This is a genomic window from Streptomyces sp. NPDC127117 (genome assembly GCF_042677325.1).
Lineage (GTDB): Bacteria > Actinomycetota > Actinomycetes > Streptomycetales > Streptomycetaceae > Streptomyces.
Genome location: NZ_JBHXTM010000008.1, coordinates 112,383 through 128,165, shown reverse-complemented (window position 1 = coordinate 128,165; position 15,783 = coordinate 112,383). Strand labels below are relative to the sequence as shown.

General features: G+C 71.2%; 9 protein-coding genes. 8 read left to right on the top strand and 1 reads right to left on the bottom strand.

The genetic code is table 11. The annotated features are described in order from the left end of the window. Positions 1 to 41: 41 nt before the first annotated feature. From ACFVH0_RS10205 to ACFVH0_RS10195, 3 genes are all read left to right on the top strand, one after another. Complete coding sequence (locus ACFVH0_RS10205; protein WP_385819132.1) at positions 42 to 992, top strand: cytochrome c oxidase assembly protein; 951 nt, start codon at positions 42 to 44, stop codon at positions 990 to 992. A 66-nt stretch (positions 993 to 1,058) separates the two neighbouring features. Then, positions 1,059 to 1,217, top strand: coding sequence for a hypothetical protein (locus tag ACFVH0_RS10200; RefSeq protein ID WP_107408259.1), 159 nt, complete (start codon positions 1,059 to 1,061; stop codon positions 1,215 to 1,217). Positions 1,218 to 1,896: 679 nt separating this feature from the next. Beyond that, positions 1,897 to 3,201 carry a glycoside hydrolase family 6 protein gene (locus tag ACFVH0_RS10195; RefSeq protein WP_385819202.1) on the top strand — a complete coding sequence of 435 codons (1,305 nt, stop codon included), beginning with the start codon at positions 1,897 to 1,899 and terminating at the stop codon, positions 3,199 to 3,201. 137 nt (positions 3,202 to 3,338) lie between these two features. On the opposite strand, the gene ACFVH0_RS10190 is transcribed toward ACFVH0_RS10195, so the two are convergent. Further along, positions 3,339 to 4,937 (bottom strand): alkaline phosphatase D family protein, encoded by a 1,599-nt coding sequence (locus ACFVH0_RS10190; RefSeq protein WP_385819131.1) that lies wholly within the window; start codon positions 4,935 to 4,937, stop codon positions 3,339 to 3,341. Between the two features lie 315 nt (positions 4,938 to 5,252). Here ACFVH0_RS10190 and ACFVH0_RS10185 point away from each other — a divergent pair, with 315 nt between their 5' ends. The 5 genes from ACFVH0_RS10185 to ACFVH0_RS10165 are packed head-to-tail and all read left to right on the top strand — an operon-like array spanning position 5,253 to position 15,386. Beyond that, a complete protein-coding gene (locus ACFVH0_RS10185; RefSeq protein ID WP_385819130.1) occupies positions 5,253 to 8,168 on the top strand; it encodes a family 78 glycoside hydrolase catalytic domain in 2,916 nt (971 codons plus the stop codon). Further along, positions 8,165 to 9,472: an extracellular solute-binding protein gene (locus ACFVH0_RS10180; RefSeq protein ID WP_385819129.1), complete on the top strand. Its 1,308-nt coding sequence runs from the start codon at positions 8,165 to 8,167 to the stop codon at positions 9,470 to 9,472. Before ACFVH0_RS10185 ends, ACFVH0_RS10180 begins: the two co-directional genes overlap by 4 nt. Beyond that, entirely contained in the window at positions 9,469 to 10,431 is a 963-nt protein-coding gene (locus ACFVH0_RS10175; protein ID WP_385819128.1) for a carbohydrate ABC transporter permease, read from the top strand. Before ACFVH0_RS10180 ends, ACFVH0_RS10175 begins: the two co-directional genes overlap by 4 nt. Beyond that, on the top strand, positions 10,428 to 11,303 hold the full coding sequence (locus ACFVH0_RS10170) for a carbohydrate ABC transporter permease (RefSeq protein WP_385819127.1): 876 nt from the start codon (positions 10,428 to 10,430) through the stop codon (positions 11,301 to 11,303). The genes ACFVH0_RS10175 and ACFVH0_RS10170 overlap by 4 nt, the downstream gene beginning before the upstream one ends. Positions 11,304 to 11,312: 9 nt before the next feature. Continuing rightward, positions 11,313 to 15,386 (top strand): hypothetical protein, encoded by a 4,074-nt coding sequence (locus ACFVH0_RS10165; protein ID WP_385819126.1) that lies wholly within the window; start codon positions 11,313 to 11,315, stop codon positions 15,384 to 15,386. The last annotated feature ends 397 nt before the right edge of the window (positions 15,387 to 15,783 follow it).

Below are 15,783 nucleotides of genomic sequence, written 5' to 3'. Positions count from 1 at the left end.
AACCGGCACGAAACGGGGACGCCCCCAGCAGGAGTGAACAGATGGATCACAGCGGGCACGGCATGAACATGGATCTGCCGCCGTTCACGCTGGGACGTGGGCTCCAATTCTCCGCGGACCCGTTCTTCCTCATCGGCTGCCTACTCGGCATCGGCCTGTACGCGTACGCCGTGCTGCGGCTGCGCAGACGCGGGGACAGCTGGCCGGCCGGCCGGATCGTCTTCTTCGTCCTCGGCGTGCTGAGCATCGCACTGGTGATGTGCACCAAGCTCAACGACTACGGCATGGTCATGTTCAGCGTGCACATGGTGCAGCACATGGTGATCAGCATGCTGTCACCGATCCTGCTGCTGCTGGGCGCTCCGGTGACCCTGGCGCTGCGTGCGCTGCCGGTCGCGGGCCGCGGCCGCACCGGTCCGCGCGAGCTGCTGCTCAAGCTGCTGCACAGCCGGTACATGAGGATCATCACGCATCCGGTCTTCACGATTCCGCTCTTCATCGCCAGCCTGTACGGGCTGTACTTCACCCCGCTCTTCGACTTCCTGATGGGCTCGAAGACCGGCCACATCGCGATGATGGTTCACTTCCTCGCGGTCGGTCTGGTGTTCTTCTGGCCGATCATGGGCGTCGATCCGGGGCCGCACCGGCCCGGCTATGTGATGCGGATGCTGGAGCTGTTCGCCGGGATGCCGTTCCACGCGTTCTTCGGCATCGCGCTGATGATGGCGACGACGCCGATGGTGGAGACGTACGAGAATCCGCCGGCCTCGCTGGGCATCGACGCGCTGAGCGACCAGGGCTGGGCGGGCGGTATCGCCTGGGCCTTCAGCGAGATCCCGTCGGTGCTGGTGCTGATCGCGCTGGTCTTCCAGTGGTACCGCTCCGAGCAGCGGACGGCGAAGCGCTCCGACCGGGCGGCCGACCGGGACGGTGACCAGGAGTTGCAGGCGTACAACGCCTATCTCGCCTCATTGCAGGCGCGCGGACAGTAGCGGTGGGCACGCCTCAGGGGTGACGATGGCATTCACGGCCGCGCGGCCGATGAGGAGGGTGCGGGCATGTCCGGATCCACGAAGGCCATGGGAGTGCTCACGCTGACGGCCCTGGTCGTGGTCACCGCCTACACGGTGGCGCTGGGGAGCAGCGGCTGGCTCTGGTTCGGTTGGGTGGTGCTCGGCCTGATCACCCTGGGGATGGCGGCGACGCGCGAATCCTGATCCGTGACGCACACACTCTGACCGCCACCGGCCGGGTGTCCGGTACCGGCGGCATCACGTCGGGGCAGGCGGTTGCCTTCACGACCCGGCCGACGCCGGGACGTACCCGTTCGATCGCGCCGTCCACCCGCGCATGAAGGGGTCGCCCACCGTTCGGTGAGCCCGCGCGGTGGTTCGTGGAAGAAACATGCGGCCCCGACTCCGGGCGCCCCGCTGTCACCTGCGGCCGGCCGCCGCCGCGCCGGCCCCCGCCGGCTCCCCCGCTCCGGCGGACCCGAGCGGCGTTTGCGCTTCAACTCTTGACAGGTGCGCATCATCACGTCACGGTGGGAGCGCTCCCACAGTCAAGGCTTGCACACGACGACGGCCGCCGCCCCGGCGGCGGGGAGCGTCCGTGACACCGGGCCCCGCTCGCCCCGGACCGTGCCGCAGCCCCACCGCACTACGCACCCCGCTCCCCCTTTCCCCCACGACGCACCGACGGTCGCCGCCCTCGTCGGCGGGGCCCGGTGCGGGGCAGCGCGCGCCGACGGAGCCGTTGCCCCGGCACAGCACACCCCTGAAACCCGCGGGCCGACCTCCCGCGGGCACCCGAGAGAAACATGGAGCCGCAATGAAACGGACAGGCACCACCTCGCACGGGTTACGCCGAAAGCTCGCCGCACTCTCCGCCCTCGCGATGGGCGCGGCACTGACGGTGGCCCTTCCCGCACCGGCGTCGGCCGCGGCCCGGGTCGACAACCCCTACGCGGGCGCCACCCCGTACGTGAACCCCGACTGGTCCGCCAGGGCCGCCGCCGAGCCGGGCGGCGGTGCCATCGCCGACGAACCCTCGTTCGTCTGGATGGACCGCATCGCGGCCATCGAGGGCGCGGGGGACGCGATGGGGCTGCGCGAGCACCTCGACACGGCGCTGGACCAGGGCGCCGACCTGTTCCAGATGGTCGTCTACGACCTGCCCGGCAGGGACTGTGCCGCGCTGGCCTCCAATGGTGAACTCGGCCCCACGGAGATCGACCGGTACAAGGCCGAGTACATCGACCCCATCGCCGGCATCCTCTCCGACCCGGCCTACGCGAACCTGCGTATCGTCACCCTCATCGAGCCGGACTCGCTGCCGAACCTGGTGACGAACGCCGGCGGCACCGCCGGTTCCACCGAGGCCTGCGCGACGATGAAGGCGAACGGCAATTACGAGAAGGGCGTCGGCTACGCCCTGCACACCCTGGGCGCGATCCCCAACGTCTACAACTACATAGACGCCGCCCACCACGGATGGCTGGGCTGGGACTCCAACTTCGTGCCGGCCGCACAGGAATTCAAGAAGGCCGCGACCACGGAGGGGGCGACGGTCGCCGACGTCCACGGCTTCATCGTCAACACGGCCAACTACTCGGCGCTGAAGGAGCCCCACTTCAAGGTCACCGACGCGGTGAACGGCACGACGGTGCGCCAGTCCAAATGGGTGGACTGGAACTACTACGTCGATGAACTGTCGTTCGCACAGGCGCTGCGCTCGGAACTGGTGCGCCAGGGCTTCGCCCCGGACATCGGCATGCTGATCGACACGGCCCGCAACGGGTGGGGCGGCTCGGCCCGGCCCACCGGCGCGGGCCCGCTGACCGGTGTCGACGCCTATGTCGACGGCGGCCGGGTCGACCGGCGCATCCACGCAGGCAACTGGTGCAACCAGAGCGGTGCGGGCATCGGCGAGCGGCCGACCGCCGCCCCGGAACCAGGTGTCGACGCCTACGTCTGGGCGAAGCCGCCGGGCGAGTCGGACGGCAACAGCCTGCCCATCGACAACGACGAGGGCAAGGGCTTCGACCGGATGTGCGACCCGACGTACACCGGTAACGGTCGCAACGGCTACAACCTGTCCGGTGCCCTGCCGGACGCCCCGCTCGCGGGCCACTGGTTCTCCGCGCAGTTCCAGGAACTGGTGCGCAACGCCTACCCGCCGCTGGACGGTGGAAGCGCGTGACCCCCGGCACACCTTCGTCGGGCGGTTGCGCCGCCTGACCCGGTTTCCCGCCGCCCACCCGGGCGGGCGGCGGGAAACCGGCACCGTGCGATCCGTCCCTCTGCCGCTCTCCCGGCAGGGGGACGTCCGGTGTTCCCTCAGACCTCCTGGAGCCCGGGGCGGCCGGCCTCGGTCACGTAGGAGGTCCGCGTCGAGATGGGTGCGCCGGGGGTGGTGACGTACGGGAGCACCTTGAAATCGGCGCGGCAGCTGTCCCGGGTCAGCGAGCAGTGCACATATCCGCGCTGGAAGTTGGTGAACTTGATGTGCTCGTTGGCCGCGAGGAGTTTGACGCCGGAGGGGTCCAGGTCCATCCCGTCCTTGGTGGTGGAGATGGACGAGCCGACGAATTCGACGCCGAGTGTCGGCGAGTCCGGATCGTCGAAGTTCTGCTTGAGATCGGCGGCGAGGTGGCGGTGCATATCGCCGGTGAGGACGACCGGGTTGTTCACGCTGCGGTCGGTGAGCTCCTTGAACAGCCGCCGGCGGGCGTCCACGTAACCGTCCCAGAAGTCCATCACGAATGCCTGGCCGGGGCCGGGGTCGGTGTCGACCTGGGTCACGGGGATCTGCTGGGAGATCATGTTCCACGTCGTGTCGGAGCGCCCGAGGCCGCTGAAGAGCCACTGTTCCTGCTCGGGGCCGAGGATGGTGCGGCCCGGCGTCAGCCGTTCGTCGCAGCCGCTCTTGGTGCCGTCGCCGCAGGGCTGGTCGTCACGGAAGAGCCGGGTGTCGAGGATATGGAAGGTGGCCATCCGCCCGTAGCGCAGCCGGCGGTACATCCTTGCCTCGAAGCCGTTCGGCTTGTTCGGCAGCCGCAGCGGCAGGTGCTCGTAGTACGCCTGGAAGGCGGCCGCCGCACGCTCGCGGAAGACCGCCGGGTCCTGGTCGGGTTCGGTGTCGGCCTTGGACCGGTCACGCGCCCAGTTGTCCTCGACCTCGTGGTCGTCCCAGACCAGGGCGAACGGGTGGGCCTGGTGGGCGGCGATGAGGTCGGGGTCGAAGCGGTGCAGGGCGTGGCGGTTGCGGTACTGGACGAGGTTCATCGGCTCGGGCCGCAGCTCGGCGGCGACGGGGACGTTGCGCACGCCTCCCATGGCGTCGATGGCGTTCTCGTAGATGTAGTCGCCCAGGTGCAGGACCAGATCCACGTCCTCCTCGGCGAGGTGCCGGTAGGCGGTGTAGAAGCCCTCGAACCATGCCTGGCAGGAGACGAAGGCGAAGTCCAGCTCCCTGGGGCGGCTGTGCGGCGGGGGCGCGGTGCGGGTGCGGCCGACCGGGCTGTGGACGCGGCCGGCGCGGAAGCGGTAGTAGTAGTGCCGGTCCGGCTGGAGTCCGGAGACCTCCACATGAACGGAGTGGGCCAGCTCGGGCACCGCGCGGGTCCGTCCCCGGCGTACGACGGACCGGAAGCGGTCGTCGCGGGCGACCTCCCACTGCACGTCGACGGCGTACGGCGGCATGCCGCCGCTGCCGTCGGGCGCGAGGGGCTGAGGGGCGAGGCGGGTCCACAGCACGACCCCGTCCGGCCACGGGTCGCCGGACGCGACGCCGAGGGTGAACGGGTCCTCGTGGAAGGGCGTGTCACCCCAGGCGCGGCCCGCGGACAGGCCGGACGCCGCCAGGGCCATGCCGACCGTGCCGCCGAGCATCACCCGTCTGCCGAATCCGCCGGTACCACCTGACGCACTGTCCATTTGCATGAAACTCGTCCCTTCGTCGGGCGGAATTCCGTCCGGTACGAGATGGGATCGGCACGTGATTTCACGCCCGTCCATGTGGTAATCACAGGCTGAATATCACAGAGGAAACACATGCCACAAGACCACCTACGAGTGGTCATATTGCCGTTCACAGGCGGTTAGTTGAGGAGACATCAGCCCTTCTCCGACGCGACCGAGCCCAGGTCGGCAACACCCTTGACACCCCTGAGGGCGGCTCATAGTCTCCACGCCACAGAATTAACGTTAGATTTCACATCGGGAAATTCGGTGCGACGGAAGGACGTGTTCGTGTCCGGTTCCCCGGCAGCGGGTGTCCCCGCACGCCGCCCCGCCGAAGGGCCGGTGACCGGCCGTCCGGAGGCCCGGAGGCTGCGTCCGTACGCCCTGCGGTGCGAGCACCGCACCACCCCGCTGGGGATCGACGAACCCGCGCCCCGGCTCTCCTGGCGGCTGGCCTCCGACGTGCGTGGCGACGACCCGGTGGCCTACCGGGTCCGCGTCGCCGAGCACGCCGGGGATCTGGACGGGGGCGGCCGACTCCTCTGGGACACCGGCCGGGTGGCCGATCCCGGCGCCACGGCCGTCGACTACGCGGGGCCGGTGCTCGGGGGCCGTACGCGCTTCCACTGGCGGGTCTCCGTGTGGCCGGCCGGGACGGACACGCCTGCCGAGGAAACCTCGTGGTTCGAGACCGGATTCACCCGGACCGACCAATGGCGGGCCTCGTGGATCACCCATGACCCACACCCGGTTGATGTCATGGACGCGCCCACCGAGGGCGAGTTCGCCCTCGACGACCACGGGCTCGCCCCGTGCCCGGTACTGCGCCGGACCTTCACGGCGTCGGCCGGCACCCGCGCCAGGCTGTACGTCAGCGCGCGCGGCCTGTACGAGGTCCGGCTCAACGGCGAACGGGTCGGCGACGCCGAACTCGCACCCGGCTGGACCGACTACCACCACCGCGTGCAGTACCAGACGTACGAGGTGACCGGTTCGCTGCGGGACGGCGAGAACGTCCTCTCGGCCACCGTCGCGGACGGCTGGTGGAGCGGGTTCGTCGGCTTCGAGCCGCGCCGGGCCGGGGCCCACTACGGCTCGTACCCCCAGTTCCTGGCCGAACTTCACCTGACCGGGGCGGACGGCCGAGGCTCCGTGCTGGTCACCGACGGCACCTGGCGCACCGCCACCGGGGTGATCCGCCACGCGGATCTGCTGATGGGCGAGTGCCATGACCTCCGGCGCTCCGCCGACGGCTGGGAACTGCCAGGCTTCGACGACTCCGGCTGGTCCCCCGCCCAGGTCACGGGCGCCGATCACCGCCTGCTGGTGGCCTCCGCCGACGAACCCGTGCGGGCGATGACCGAACTGCGTCCCTGCTCCGTCGGACGCGTCTCCCGCGACACACACATCGTCGACTTCGGCCAGAACCTCGCCGGACGCGTGCGGCTGAGTGTGCGCCGACTGGCGGCCGGGGCCCGGGTGGTGATCCGTCACGCCGAGGTGCTGGACGGGGCGGGGCGGCTGTACACGGCCAATCTGCGCACCGCCGCGGCGACCGATGTGCTCGTCGGGGACGGGCGCGAGCACATCGTGTTCGAGCCGCGCTTCACGTATCACGGGTTCCGGTACGCGGAGATCAGCGGCGTGCCCGAGCTGACCGAGGCCGATGCAGTCGCCGTGGCGCTGCACAGCGACACCCCGTGGGCCGGGGAGTTCGACTGCTCGGACGCCGAGCTGAGACGGCTCCACGACTGTGTGGCGTGGGGGCAGCGTTCGAACTTCGTGAGCGTGCCCACGGACTGTCCGCAGCGCGACGAGCGGCTCGGCTGGCTCGCGGACGCTCAGGTCTTCCTGCCCACGGCCGCGCTCAACGCGGACGTCGCCGCGTTCTTCACCAAGTGGCTGCGCGACGTCGACGACGCCCGCACCCCCGACGGCGGCTTCACCAATGTCGCTCCGCGCCTCGTGGGGGTCGCGGACGAGGGGGCGCCCGGCTGGGCCGACGCGGGGGTGATCATGCCGTGGCACCTCTACCGCGTCTACGACGACCCGCGGTTCCTCTCCCGGGCCCTGGAAGGCATGTGCGCCTGGGTCGATCTGATCCATCGTCACAACTCCGGTCTGGTCTGGCGCGACCGGGTGGGCCCGCACTTCTCCGACTGGCTCGCCCCGGGCACCCCCACCCCGCGCGATGTGATCGCCACCGCGTACTTCGCGCAGAGCGCCCGGCTCACCGCGCGGGCCGCCGATGTGCTCGGGCAGAAGGACATCGGCGAGCGCTACCACCAACTGGCCGACGACATCCGCCGTACGTTCACCGAGCAGTTCGTCACGTCCCGGAATGCCGCGGACGGCCTGTCCGTACGCGTCGCCGGTGACACCCAGACCGGGTATCTCGTCGCGCTCGCCTTCGATCTGCTGCCCGCCGGGCTCGCCGGGGCGGCCGCCCGCCGACTCGCCGAACTCATCGAGTCGGCCGGACCCGCCCTGCTGACGGGCTTCCTCGGGGTGGCGCTCGCCGCGCCCGTCCTCGACGACCACGGACGGGCCGACCTCGCCCACGCCCTGCTGCGCCGCGACGAGGTGCCGTCGTGGCGGTTCCCGCTGCGGCACGGCGCCACCACGATCTGGGAACGCTGGGACGGCTGGACCCCGGGGACGGGATTCCGGGCACCGTCGATGAACTCCTTCAACCACTACGCGCTCGGGTCGATCGGCGAATGGCTCTACCGAGGTGTCGCCGGCCTGGACCAGGCCCCGGATTCCACGGGGTACCGGCACCTGCGGATCCGGCCGCGCCCCGGCGGCCTGCGCCACGCGAGCGCCCACCACGAGTCCGTTCGCGGCACCGTGAGGGTGACCTGGGAGCGGCAGGGCGACCGGATCGCCCTGCGTGTCCAGGTGCCACCCGGCGCCACCGCCGATGTGTACGTGCCCACCACGGACCCCGGCTCGGTCCGCGAATCGGGCCTGGTGCCGAGCGCCGGCGACCGCCACATCACGCTGATCGCGACCGCCTCCGACCACGTGGTCCACCGCGTGTCCTCGGGCGCCTACCGCTTCACCGCGGCCCATCCCCCGGTGGACTGCCACGCGGGGCCGCCCGGGACGGAACTGACGCTGTCGCTCACCCCGAGCCGACGCACATCAGGACCGGCGACGAAACCTTCGTTCGCCCGTTCGTACGAGGAGGACACACCATGACGACGGGTTCTCGCTTCCGGCCGGGCCGAAGCACGGTCGACCGCCGGGGATTTCTCCGGATCGGCGGCGGGGTCGCGGCGCTCGCCGCCCTGCCACCCGCTCTGACCGCCTGCTCGGACTCGGGCGGCGGTTCCGGCAAGCTGCGCGTCGTCGGCGTCGCCGACCAGCAGAAGCCGATAGAGGAACTCGTCGGCCTCTACCGCAAGTCCCATCCCGACGACACGTTCGCCACCTCCTTCGCACCCACCGACCAGGTGCAGACGGTGCTGCGCACCCAGCTCGCCGGGGGCAACGCCCCGGATGTGCATGTGCTCTATCCGGGCAGTGGCAGCGCCATGTCCATGGCCGAGCTGGCCAAGGCCGGGCTGCTCGCCGACCTCAGCGACCAGGCGTGGACCAAGGAGGTTCCGGCGAACTTCCACCCCGCTTACCGGCGCGAAGGAAAAACGTATCTCTACTCGGCGGGCAGCAGCACCATCGGCGCCATCTACAACAAGAAGGCCTTCGCCGAGGCAGGGGTGGAACCGCCCCGGACGTGGAGCGAACTCCTCGATGTCTGTGCCAGGTTGAAGGCCAAGGGCGTCATCCCGATCGCACTCGGCGCACAGACTGCCTGGGTCACCCAGCTGATCACGTACGCACTGGTCCCCAACGCCGTCTATGCGAAGAACCCCGGGTTCGACGCCGAGATGGCCTCCGGCAAGGCGCACTTCCGCGGATCCGGGTGGGCCGACGCCATGGGCAAGTACCAGGAACTCCAGCGCCGGGGCTTCTTCAACGAGAACCCCAACGGAACGACGTACGAGCAGCAGACCTCGATGGTCGCCGGCGGCAAGGCCGCCATGGCCGTCCAGGTCTCCGCCGTGCTCGCCAACTTCCGCCAGGCCACCCGGACTCCGGAGGACCTCGGCATGTTCCCCTTCCCCGGTGGTGACGACCCCGCGAAGCTGTGGATCCCGGCGGGCATCGTCGTCGGGCTCGGCGTCTCCGCGCGGTCCAGGAAGTCGGCCGGGGCGAAGGCGTTCATCGAGTTCCTCGGGAAGCAGGAGAACGTCGACCGCTGGGCACAGTCCGTGGCCGCGATCCCGTTCAAGCGCAATGCCTCGACGAAGATCGACCCGGTCCTGTCCGGCTTCCTGCCCATCATCGACGACAACCGGGCGGTCCCCTTCATGGACCAGAGCTGGCCCAACGCCGAGGTGCAGCCGGCGCACTTCGCCGCCGTGCAGAATCTGCTCGCCGGGAAGACGGATGTCGACGGCGCCCTGGGACAGATGGACGAGGCCTACGGGAAGAAATCGTGACGAGCACCCCCCAGAAGACCGTCCCCGGCGTGGTCACAGAGGCCGGGGACGTTCCACGAACGGGTCGCGGCCGACCGGCCCGGCGCCGCGACCACACTCTCCCGCCCTGGCTCTTCGTCGTCCCGGCCCTCGTCGTCTACGCCGTCGTGGTGCTCTACCCGAGCCTCGCCGGGGTGATGTACGCCTTCACCGACTGGTCCGGCATCGGCGGGTTCTCCTTCATCGGAACGGACAACTTCCGCGCCCTGCTCGACGACAGCCGGGCCCTGGAGTCCGTCACCAACACCCTGCTCCTGACCGTCGCCGTGGTCGTCGTCCAGAACGGCATCGGCCTGCTGCTGGCGCTCGGTGTGCACACCAACATCAAGTCCCGTGCGGTGCTGCGGCTGATCTTCTTCGCACCGGCCGTGGTCAGCCCCGTCATGGTCGCGATCCTGTGGAAGTACGTCTACAACCCGGAGAACGGCGCCGGGCTCAACGGACTGCTCGGCGCCGTAGGACTCGGCGGGCTGCGACAGGACTGGCTCGGCGATCCCTCTCTCGCCCTGTGGTCCGTCGCGGCGATGGTCGTGTGGCAGTACGCGGGCTACTCGATGGTCGTCTTCCTGGCCGGGCTCCAGGGCGTGCCCGCCGAACTCCACGAGGCCGCGAGGATCGACGGGGCGGGCTCCTGGCAGCGCTTCCGCTATGTCACCTGGCCGCTCCTGGCCCCGGCGCTGACGATCAACCTGATGCTGTCGACCATCGGCGGTCTCAAACTCTTCGACCAGGTCTACGCCGCCACGAACGGCGGACCCGGCACCTCCAGCGAGACCCTGTCGACCGTCCTGTACAAGGAGGCGTTCGTCTACGGGAAGTTCGGCTACAGCACCGCCGTGGCCCTGGTCCTCGCGCTGTTCGTCGCCGCGGTGTCCCTGGTCCAGCTCCGCTATCTGCGTGCGAGGGAGGTCACCGCATGAGCGTCACAACGGCCCGCGGGCCGGCGAACCGGAAGGCCCGCCGCGGGGGCCGCAGACCTCGGTACGGGCAGTACGCCCTCGAACTCGTCATGATCGCCGTCGCCGTCGTCTTCCTGTTCCCGGTGTACGCCCTGATCACCCTGGCGATGAAGGACCCCCGGCAGATCTCCGAGTCGCCGCTCTCGCTGCCCTCCCCGCCCACCCTCGGCAACTTCGGCGACGCCTGGTCCTCCGCGTCGCTGGGGCCCGCACTGCTCAACAGCACGGTCATCACCGTCATCAGTCTGCTGCTCCTCATCGTCCTCGGCTCCACCGGGGCCTACTACCTCGCGCGGCGCGCCCGGGGTCTCGGCTACGGGCTGTACATCCTGTTCCTGCTGGGCATCGTGCTGCCGTTCCAGCTCGGCATGATCCCGCTGTACAAGCTCGTCGACGACCTCGGCTGGCTCGGCACGTACCAGGGCATGGTGCTCTTCTACACCGGCATCCAACTGCCGTTCACCGTCTTCCTGTACACCGGATTCATCCGTGCGCTGCCGCAGGACTACGCCCAGGCCGCGCTGATCGACGGCTGCGACCACCGGCAGGCGTTCACCCGGATCGTCTTCCCGCTGCTGCGCCCCATCACCGGCACCGTGATCATCCTGAACGCGGTTTTCATCTGGAACGACTTCTTCACACCGTTGCTCTACCTGGGCGGCTCCGACAAGGAGACCGTGCCGGTGGGCATCTTCGCGTTCGTCGGCCAGTACGTTTCGGACTACGGGCTCGTCTTCGCCGGACTGGTGCTCGCCGCACTGCCGATCCTGATCGTCTTCGTGGTCCTCCAGCGCTATGTGATCAAGGGCTTCGCGGGCGGCCTCAAGGGCTGAGGACCTCTCATGACACAACCGGGTGATCCGCTCCTGCCACCGAGCGTCGCGGCGGTTCTCGCCGCACCCCCGCGCGCCTTCTCGCCCGTCGCGATCTGGTGGTGGAGCGGGGAGCGGCTCGACCGGGCGCGGCTGCGGGCTCAGCTGCAACGGTTCGCTCAGGGCGGGGTGCACAATCTGGTGCTCCTCAACCTGGCGCCGTCGGGCCCGCTGTTCGGCTCCGACGCCGACGACCCGCCGTTTCTGTCCGACGCGTGGTGGGCGCTGCTCGACGGGGTGTGCGAGGACGCCAGGGAGCTGGGGGTCGGGCTCTGGTTCTACGACCAGCTCGGTTTTTCCGGCGCGGATCTCCAGGCACGCCTCGTCGACGAGCGGCCCGGTCACGCCGGCCGTCGGCTCGGCCGGGTGCGGGCCGTGGTCGAGTCCTCGGCGGCCAGGGCCGGTGAGCTGCGGTGCCCGCCGGACGGCCGGCCGCTCGCGGGCCGCGCCGAACCGCTCGACGACGAGGGCCGCACCATCGGCCCGGCGGTCGCGGTGCCGGTGGCCGACGGGATCGTACGGGCGCCCGGCACCGGCCGCTGGCGCCTGACGCTCCATCATCACGAGGCGCTCGGCTTCGACTATCTCGGGACCGAGGCGTGCGCGGCACTGCTGGACCGGGTGCACGGAGAGTTCGAGCGGCGGCTCGGTGACCGCCTCGGAACCGTCGTCGTCGGCTCGTTCCAGGACGAACTGCCGTCCCTGCCCACCTGGTCGACCGGCTTCGCCGACGCCTTTCTGCGCCTTCGCGGGTACGACATCGCCGAGCGGCTGGACGCCCTGTACGACGACTGCACGGATCCGGACGTGCACCGGATCCGCCGCGACTACCACCTGACCCGTGCCGAACTGGCCGAGGACGCGTTCTTCCGGCCGCTGGCCGCCTGGCACGAACGGCACGGGCTGCTCATCGGCTGCGACCAGCAGGATCCCGCCCGCGCCGGACACCCGGTCGCGGGCGTGGAGCTGTACGCCGACTACGCGCGGACCCACCGCTGGTTCTCGGCGCCCGGCTCCGACCATCACGGGGACGCCCGCATCCACTCCTCGCTCGCCCACCTCTACGGCCGTGCCCGCACCTGGGTCGAGGCATTCCACTCGACCGGCTGGGGCGGCACCCTGGAGGAGACCCTCGACTGGCTGCTCCCCTGGCTGCGTGCCGGAGCCACGCTCTACAACCCGCATGCCGTCTACTACACGACCAAGGGCGGCTGGTGGGAGTGGGCGCCGCCCGGGACCGACTGGCGTCAGCCGTACTGGCGCCACCACCGTGTCTTCGCCGATGCCGTGACCCGGCTGTGCGCGGTGCTGAGCCTCGGTCACCATCTGTGCGATGTCGCGGTCCTGCTGCCCACCACCACCGCTCAGGCGGGCACCGCCCTGGACGGTGTCGACGGGGCGGCGGCCCGTGCCCAGTCGGCCTATCTGGAACTCGTCGGGGACATGACCTGGTTCCGCACCCGCCCGGGGGTGCTGGACCGGGTGGGTCTCGATGCCGATGTCATCGACGACGCCTCGCTGGCCCGCGCCCGTGTCTCCCGGCTCGACGACGGCGTACGGCTGCGGGTGGCGGACGAGGCGTACTCGGCGATCGTGCTGCCCGCGTGCACCGTCCTCGAACGCGAGACGGTCGAGCGGCTGGTGGAATTCGCTTCCGCCGGCGGAAAGCTGATCGCCTGGGGCGAGCTGCCCGAGCGGGTCGTGGGATCCGGTGCGGCCACGGCCGCGGACGGGCTGCGAGCGTGTTTCGCGGACGGCCGGGCCGTGCACGTTCCCCTGACCGACGACCCGGCCGGGGCGCTCGCCGCCGCGCTCGGCGATGTGCGGCCGGCCGTCCGCGCGCCGGTCCCCGCGCTCGCGCGGCGGGTGGACGGCGCCACGGTGGTGTTCCTGACCGCGGCGGCACCTCGGGCGACCCGTGCGGATGTCGCGGCCCCCGACGAGCGGGGCGCCGCCCTCGGCTGGCTGGACGCCCGCTACGACTTCGACCCCGGCCGCTACGCGCGGCGCGTCCGGGTGCGGGTGCGGGACGTGCCGGGTCCGGCCGTTCTGGTGGACCCGTTCGGCGGCGCTCCCCGCAGGCTGCCGGTGCTGCTCGTCGACGACGATGCCCGAGCCGTCGAGGTCGACGTGCCCTTCGATACGGGCCCGGCGGCAGTGCTGGTCTTCCCGGCCGAGGACCTGGCGCCGTCCCTACCCGTGGATTCCGGAGCCCAGCCGCCGCGCGTCACCACCGTCGAGACCGTCGAGATCCCCCCGGACGCGGAGTGGGACATGGTGCTCGTCCCGACGCTCGACAACACCTGGGGCGACTTCGCCCGCCCCGCGACCGGTCCGCCCACCGGCACGGCCGTCACCGAGTGCCGGACCTTCCGGCACCGGGTGGAGGCGGCCGGCGAGGACGGCGTCCGGGACGGCTGGGCCGCGGCGCCCTTCGGCCCCGGCCATCCGGCGCGGGCCACGGTCCACGCGACGTTCGGTCCCCGTGCGCTGGTCCTGGGCCAGGGGCCCGGCCGGGACGGCCCGTCGGTGCTCGAATGGTCCGAGAGTCTGGGCGTGCACAAGGACCCGGTGCATCGCGCGGTTCTGGGGCCGAAGGGGCATGTGCCGGAGGAATTCGTGCACATCGGCCCTGCGGTCGCCGGCGAGGTGGTGCGGCTGCGTACGGAGATCTGCCTGGACGAGGACTTCGACGGGCATCTCGCGATCGGGGCCGGGGCGGCGAAGCGGGTCCAGCTCGACGGCGTGCCCGTGGCGCTCGGCGACGGTGGCCATCTCGCGCTGGGCCCGGTACGGGCGAGCGCCGGGATCCGTCTGCTCGAACTGGAACTGACACCTGATCAGGACTGTGATCTGCGGGCGCATCTGGCGCTCGTGCGCGATCCCGGGCGCTACCGGCGCCCGGAGTGGATCCACGCGGCCGGGACGATGGGCACCACGCTGAAACTGACCGCGCTCCCCGTCCACGCCGTCGTGCAGGTGGCCGCCCGGGTGCCCTGCGCGCTGCGCGTCAACGGCCGGCTCATCGGCGGGCAGGGCGGATTCGACCCGTACGCCGAGCACGCGGTGCCACGCGTACGACGGCACGATGTGACGGCCGCCCTGCGCATCGGTGACAACGACATCACGGTCGAGACGTCCGGGGGCGGCGAGCGCGCGGTCCTGGTGGACGCGGTCCTCGACGACCAGGAAGGCGAACCCGTCGCGACGCTGCACAGTGACGCCCGTTGGTGGGCTCAGGGGCCGCAGGGTCGCGGGCCGGTCGGGGTGCGGCGCGAACCGATGGGCGATCCTGCCGCGCTGTGTCTGCGCCGCCGCCCGCATCCGCTGCCGGGTGCCGCGTGGCTGGACCCGGAGGCCGACGACGGCACGGTGGTGCCGGTCCGGTTCGCGGTTCCGGGGAGCCGGGGCGGTGTGGAGTGGTTCTGGTGCGAACTCCCGCCCGGCACCACCCGGTTGACGGTGCAGGTGCACGGCGGGATCACGGTGTACGTCGACGGATCCGAATGCCCCGCCGCCATGGATGTCTCCGGCGTCCGGGGGGTGCGCACCGTGACGGTCGAGCTGCCGTCCGGCGACCGCGGTGGGCCGGTGACCGCGGCGCTGCGGGTGCGGACCCGCCCCGGGTACGAGGGCGGCGCCGCGCTGGCCGGTCCGGTGCGCTGCGCGGTCGGCCCCGGGCGGATCCGGCTCGGCGACTGGGAGGACCGGGGCCTCGCCGAGTACAGCGGCGGGGTGCGGTACGGCCGCGTGGTGAACGTGCCGGCCGACGCCGTCGCGGGTCGGGTGTCGCTCGACCTCGGGCGGGTCCGGGGGACGGCGGAGGTCCGGGTCGGCGGCGTCGCCGCAGGGGTGCGGGTGTGCTCCCCGTACGTGTTCGATCTGACGGGGCTGGTCGTGCCGGGGGACAACGTCGTGGAGATCACCGTGTTCGGGACGCTGGCGCCCCGCCTGGACGCGACGAGCCCGACCCATTTCGTCTTTCCCGGGCAGCGTGTCAGCGGCCTGTTCGGTCCCGTACTGCTGCGGACCGAACGGGGGTGACGGGGCAACGCCGGGGCCGTTGTGTCCGCTCCCCGGCGTGCCCCGTGGTTCAGCGCTGTCCGGCCGGACCCGACAGGGTCAGGGACCGTCGCATCGCCGGGAGGTCCCGGTCGTCCGCGTACTCCTCCGGTGTTCACGGGATCCAGCCTTCGCCGATCGGCGGACGCGGCTTCTCCTGCCGCAGCCGGTCCGGGCCACCGGCCAGGATGTCGGCCGGGCTCGTGTGCCGTCCGACTCGGCCGGCGCCGTCGTCGGCGTGGAGCACGTACCGGCCCCCCAGGCCGACGAGGATCCCTCGGGTGTTCCCGCAGTCGTCCAGGTGAAAGGCTCCACCGGCGAACCGGTGGCCGGTACGAGGGCCGTCCCCCGCGCGCTCCGAGGGCCGTAGCCGACCGCC

Bases quoted from the DNA above. Each gene is read 5' to 3' on its own strand.
- ACFVH0_RS10205 (WP_385819132.1), top strand. From the start codon at position 42: ATGGATCACAGCGGGCACGGCATGAACATGGATCTGCCGCCGTTCACG.
- ACFVH0_RS10200 (WP_107408259.1), top strand. From the start codon at position 1,059: ATGTCCGGATCCACGAAGGCCATGGGAGTGCTCACGCTGACGGCCCTG.
- ACFVH0_RS10195 (WP_385819202.1), top strand. From the start codon at position 1,897: ATGGGCGCGGCACTGACGGTGGCCCTTCCCGCACCGGCGTCGGCCGCG.
- ACFVH0_RS10190 (WP_385819131.1), bottom strand. From the start codon at position 4,937: ATGGACAGTGCGTCAGGTGGTACCGGCGGATTCGGCAGACGGGTGATG.
- ACFVH0_RS10180 (WP_385819129.1), top strand. From the start codon at position 8,165: ATGACGACGGGTTCTCGCTTCCGGCCGGGCCGAAGCACGGTCGACCGC.
- ACFVH0_RS10170 (WP_385819127.1), top strand. From the start codon at position 10,428: ATGAGCGTCACAACGGCCCGCGGGCCGGCGAACCGGAAGGCCCGCCGC.
- ACFVH0_RS10165 (WP_385819126.1), top strand. From the start codon at position 11,313: ATGACACAACCGGGTGATCCGCTCCTGCCACCGAGCGTCGCGGCGGTT.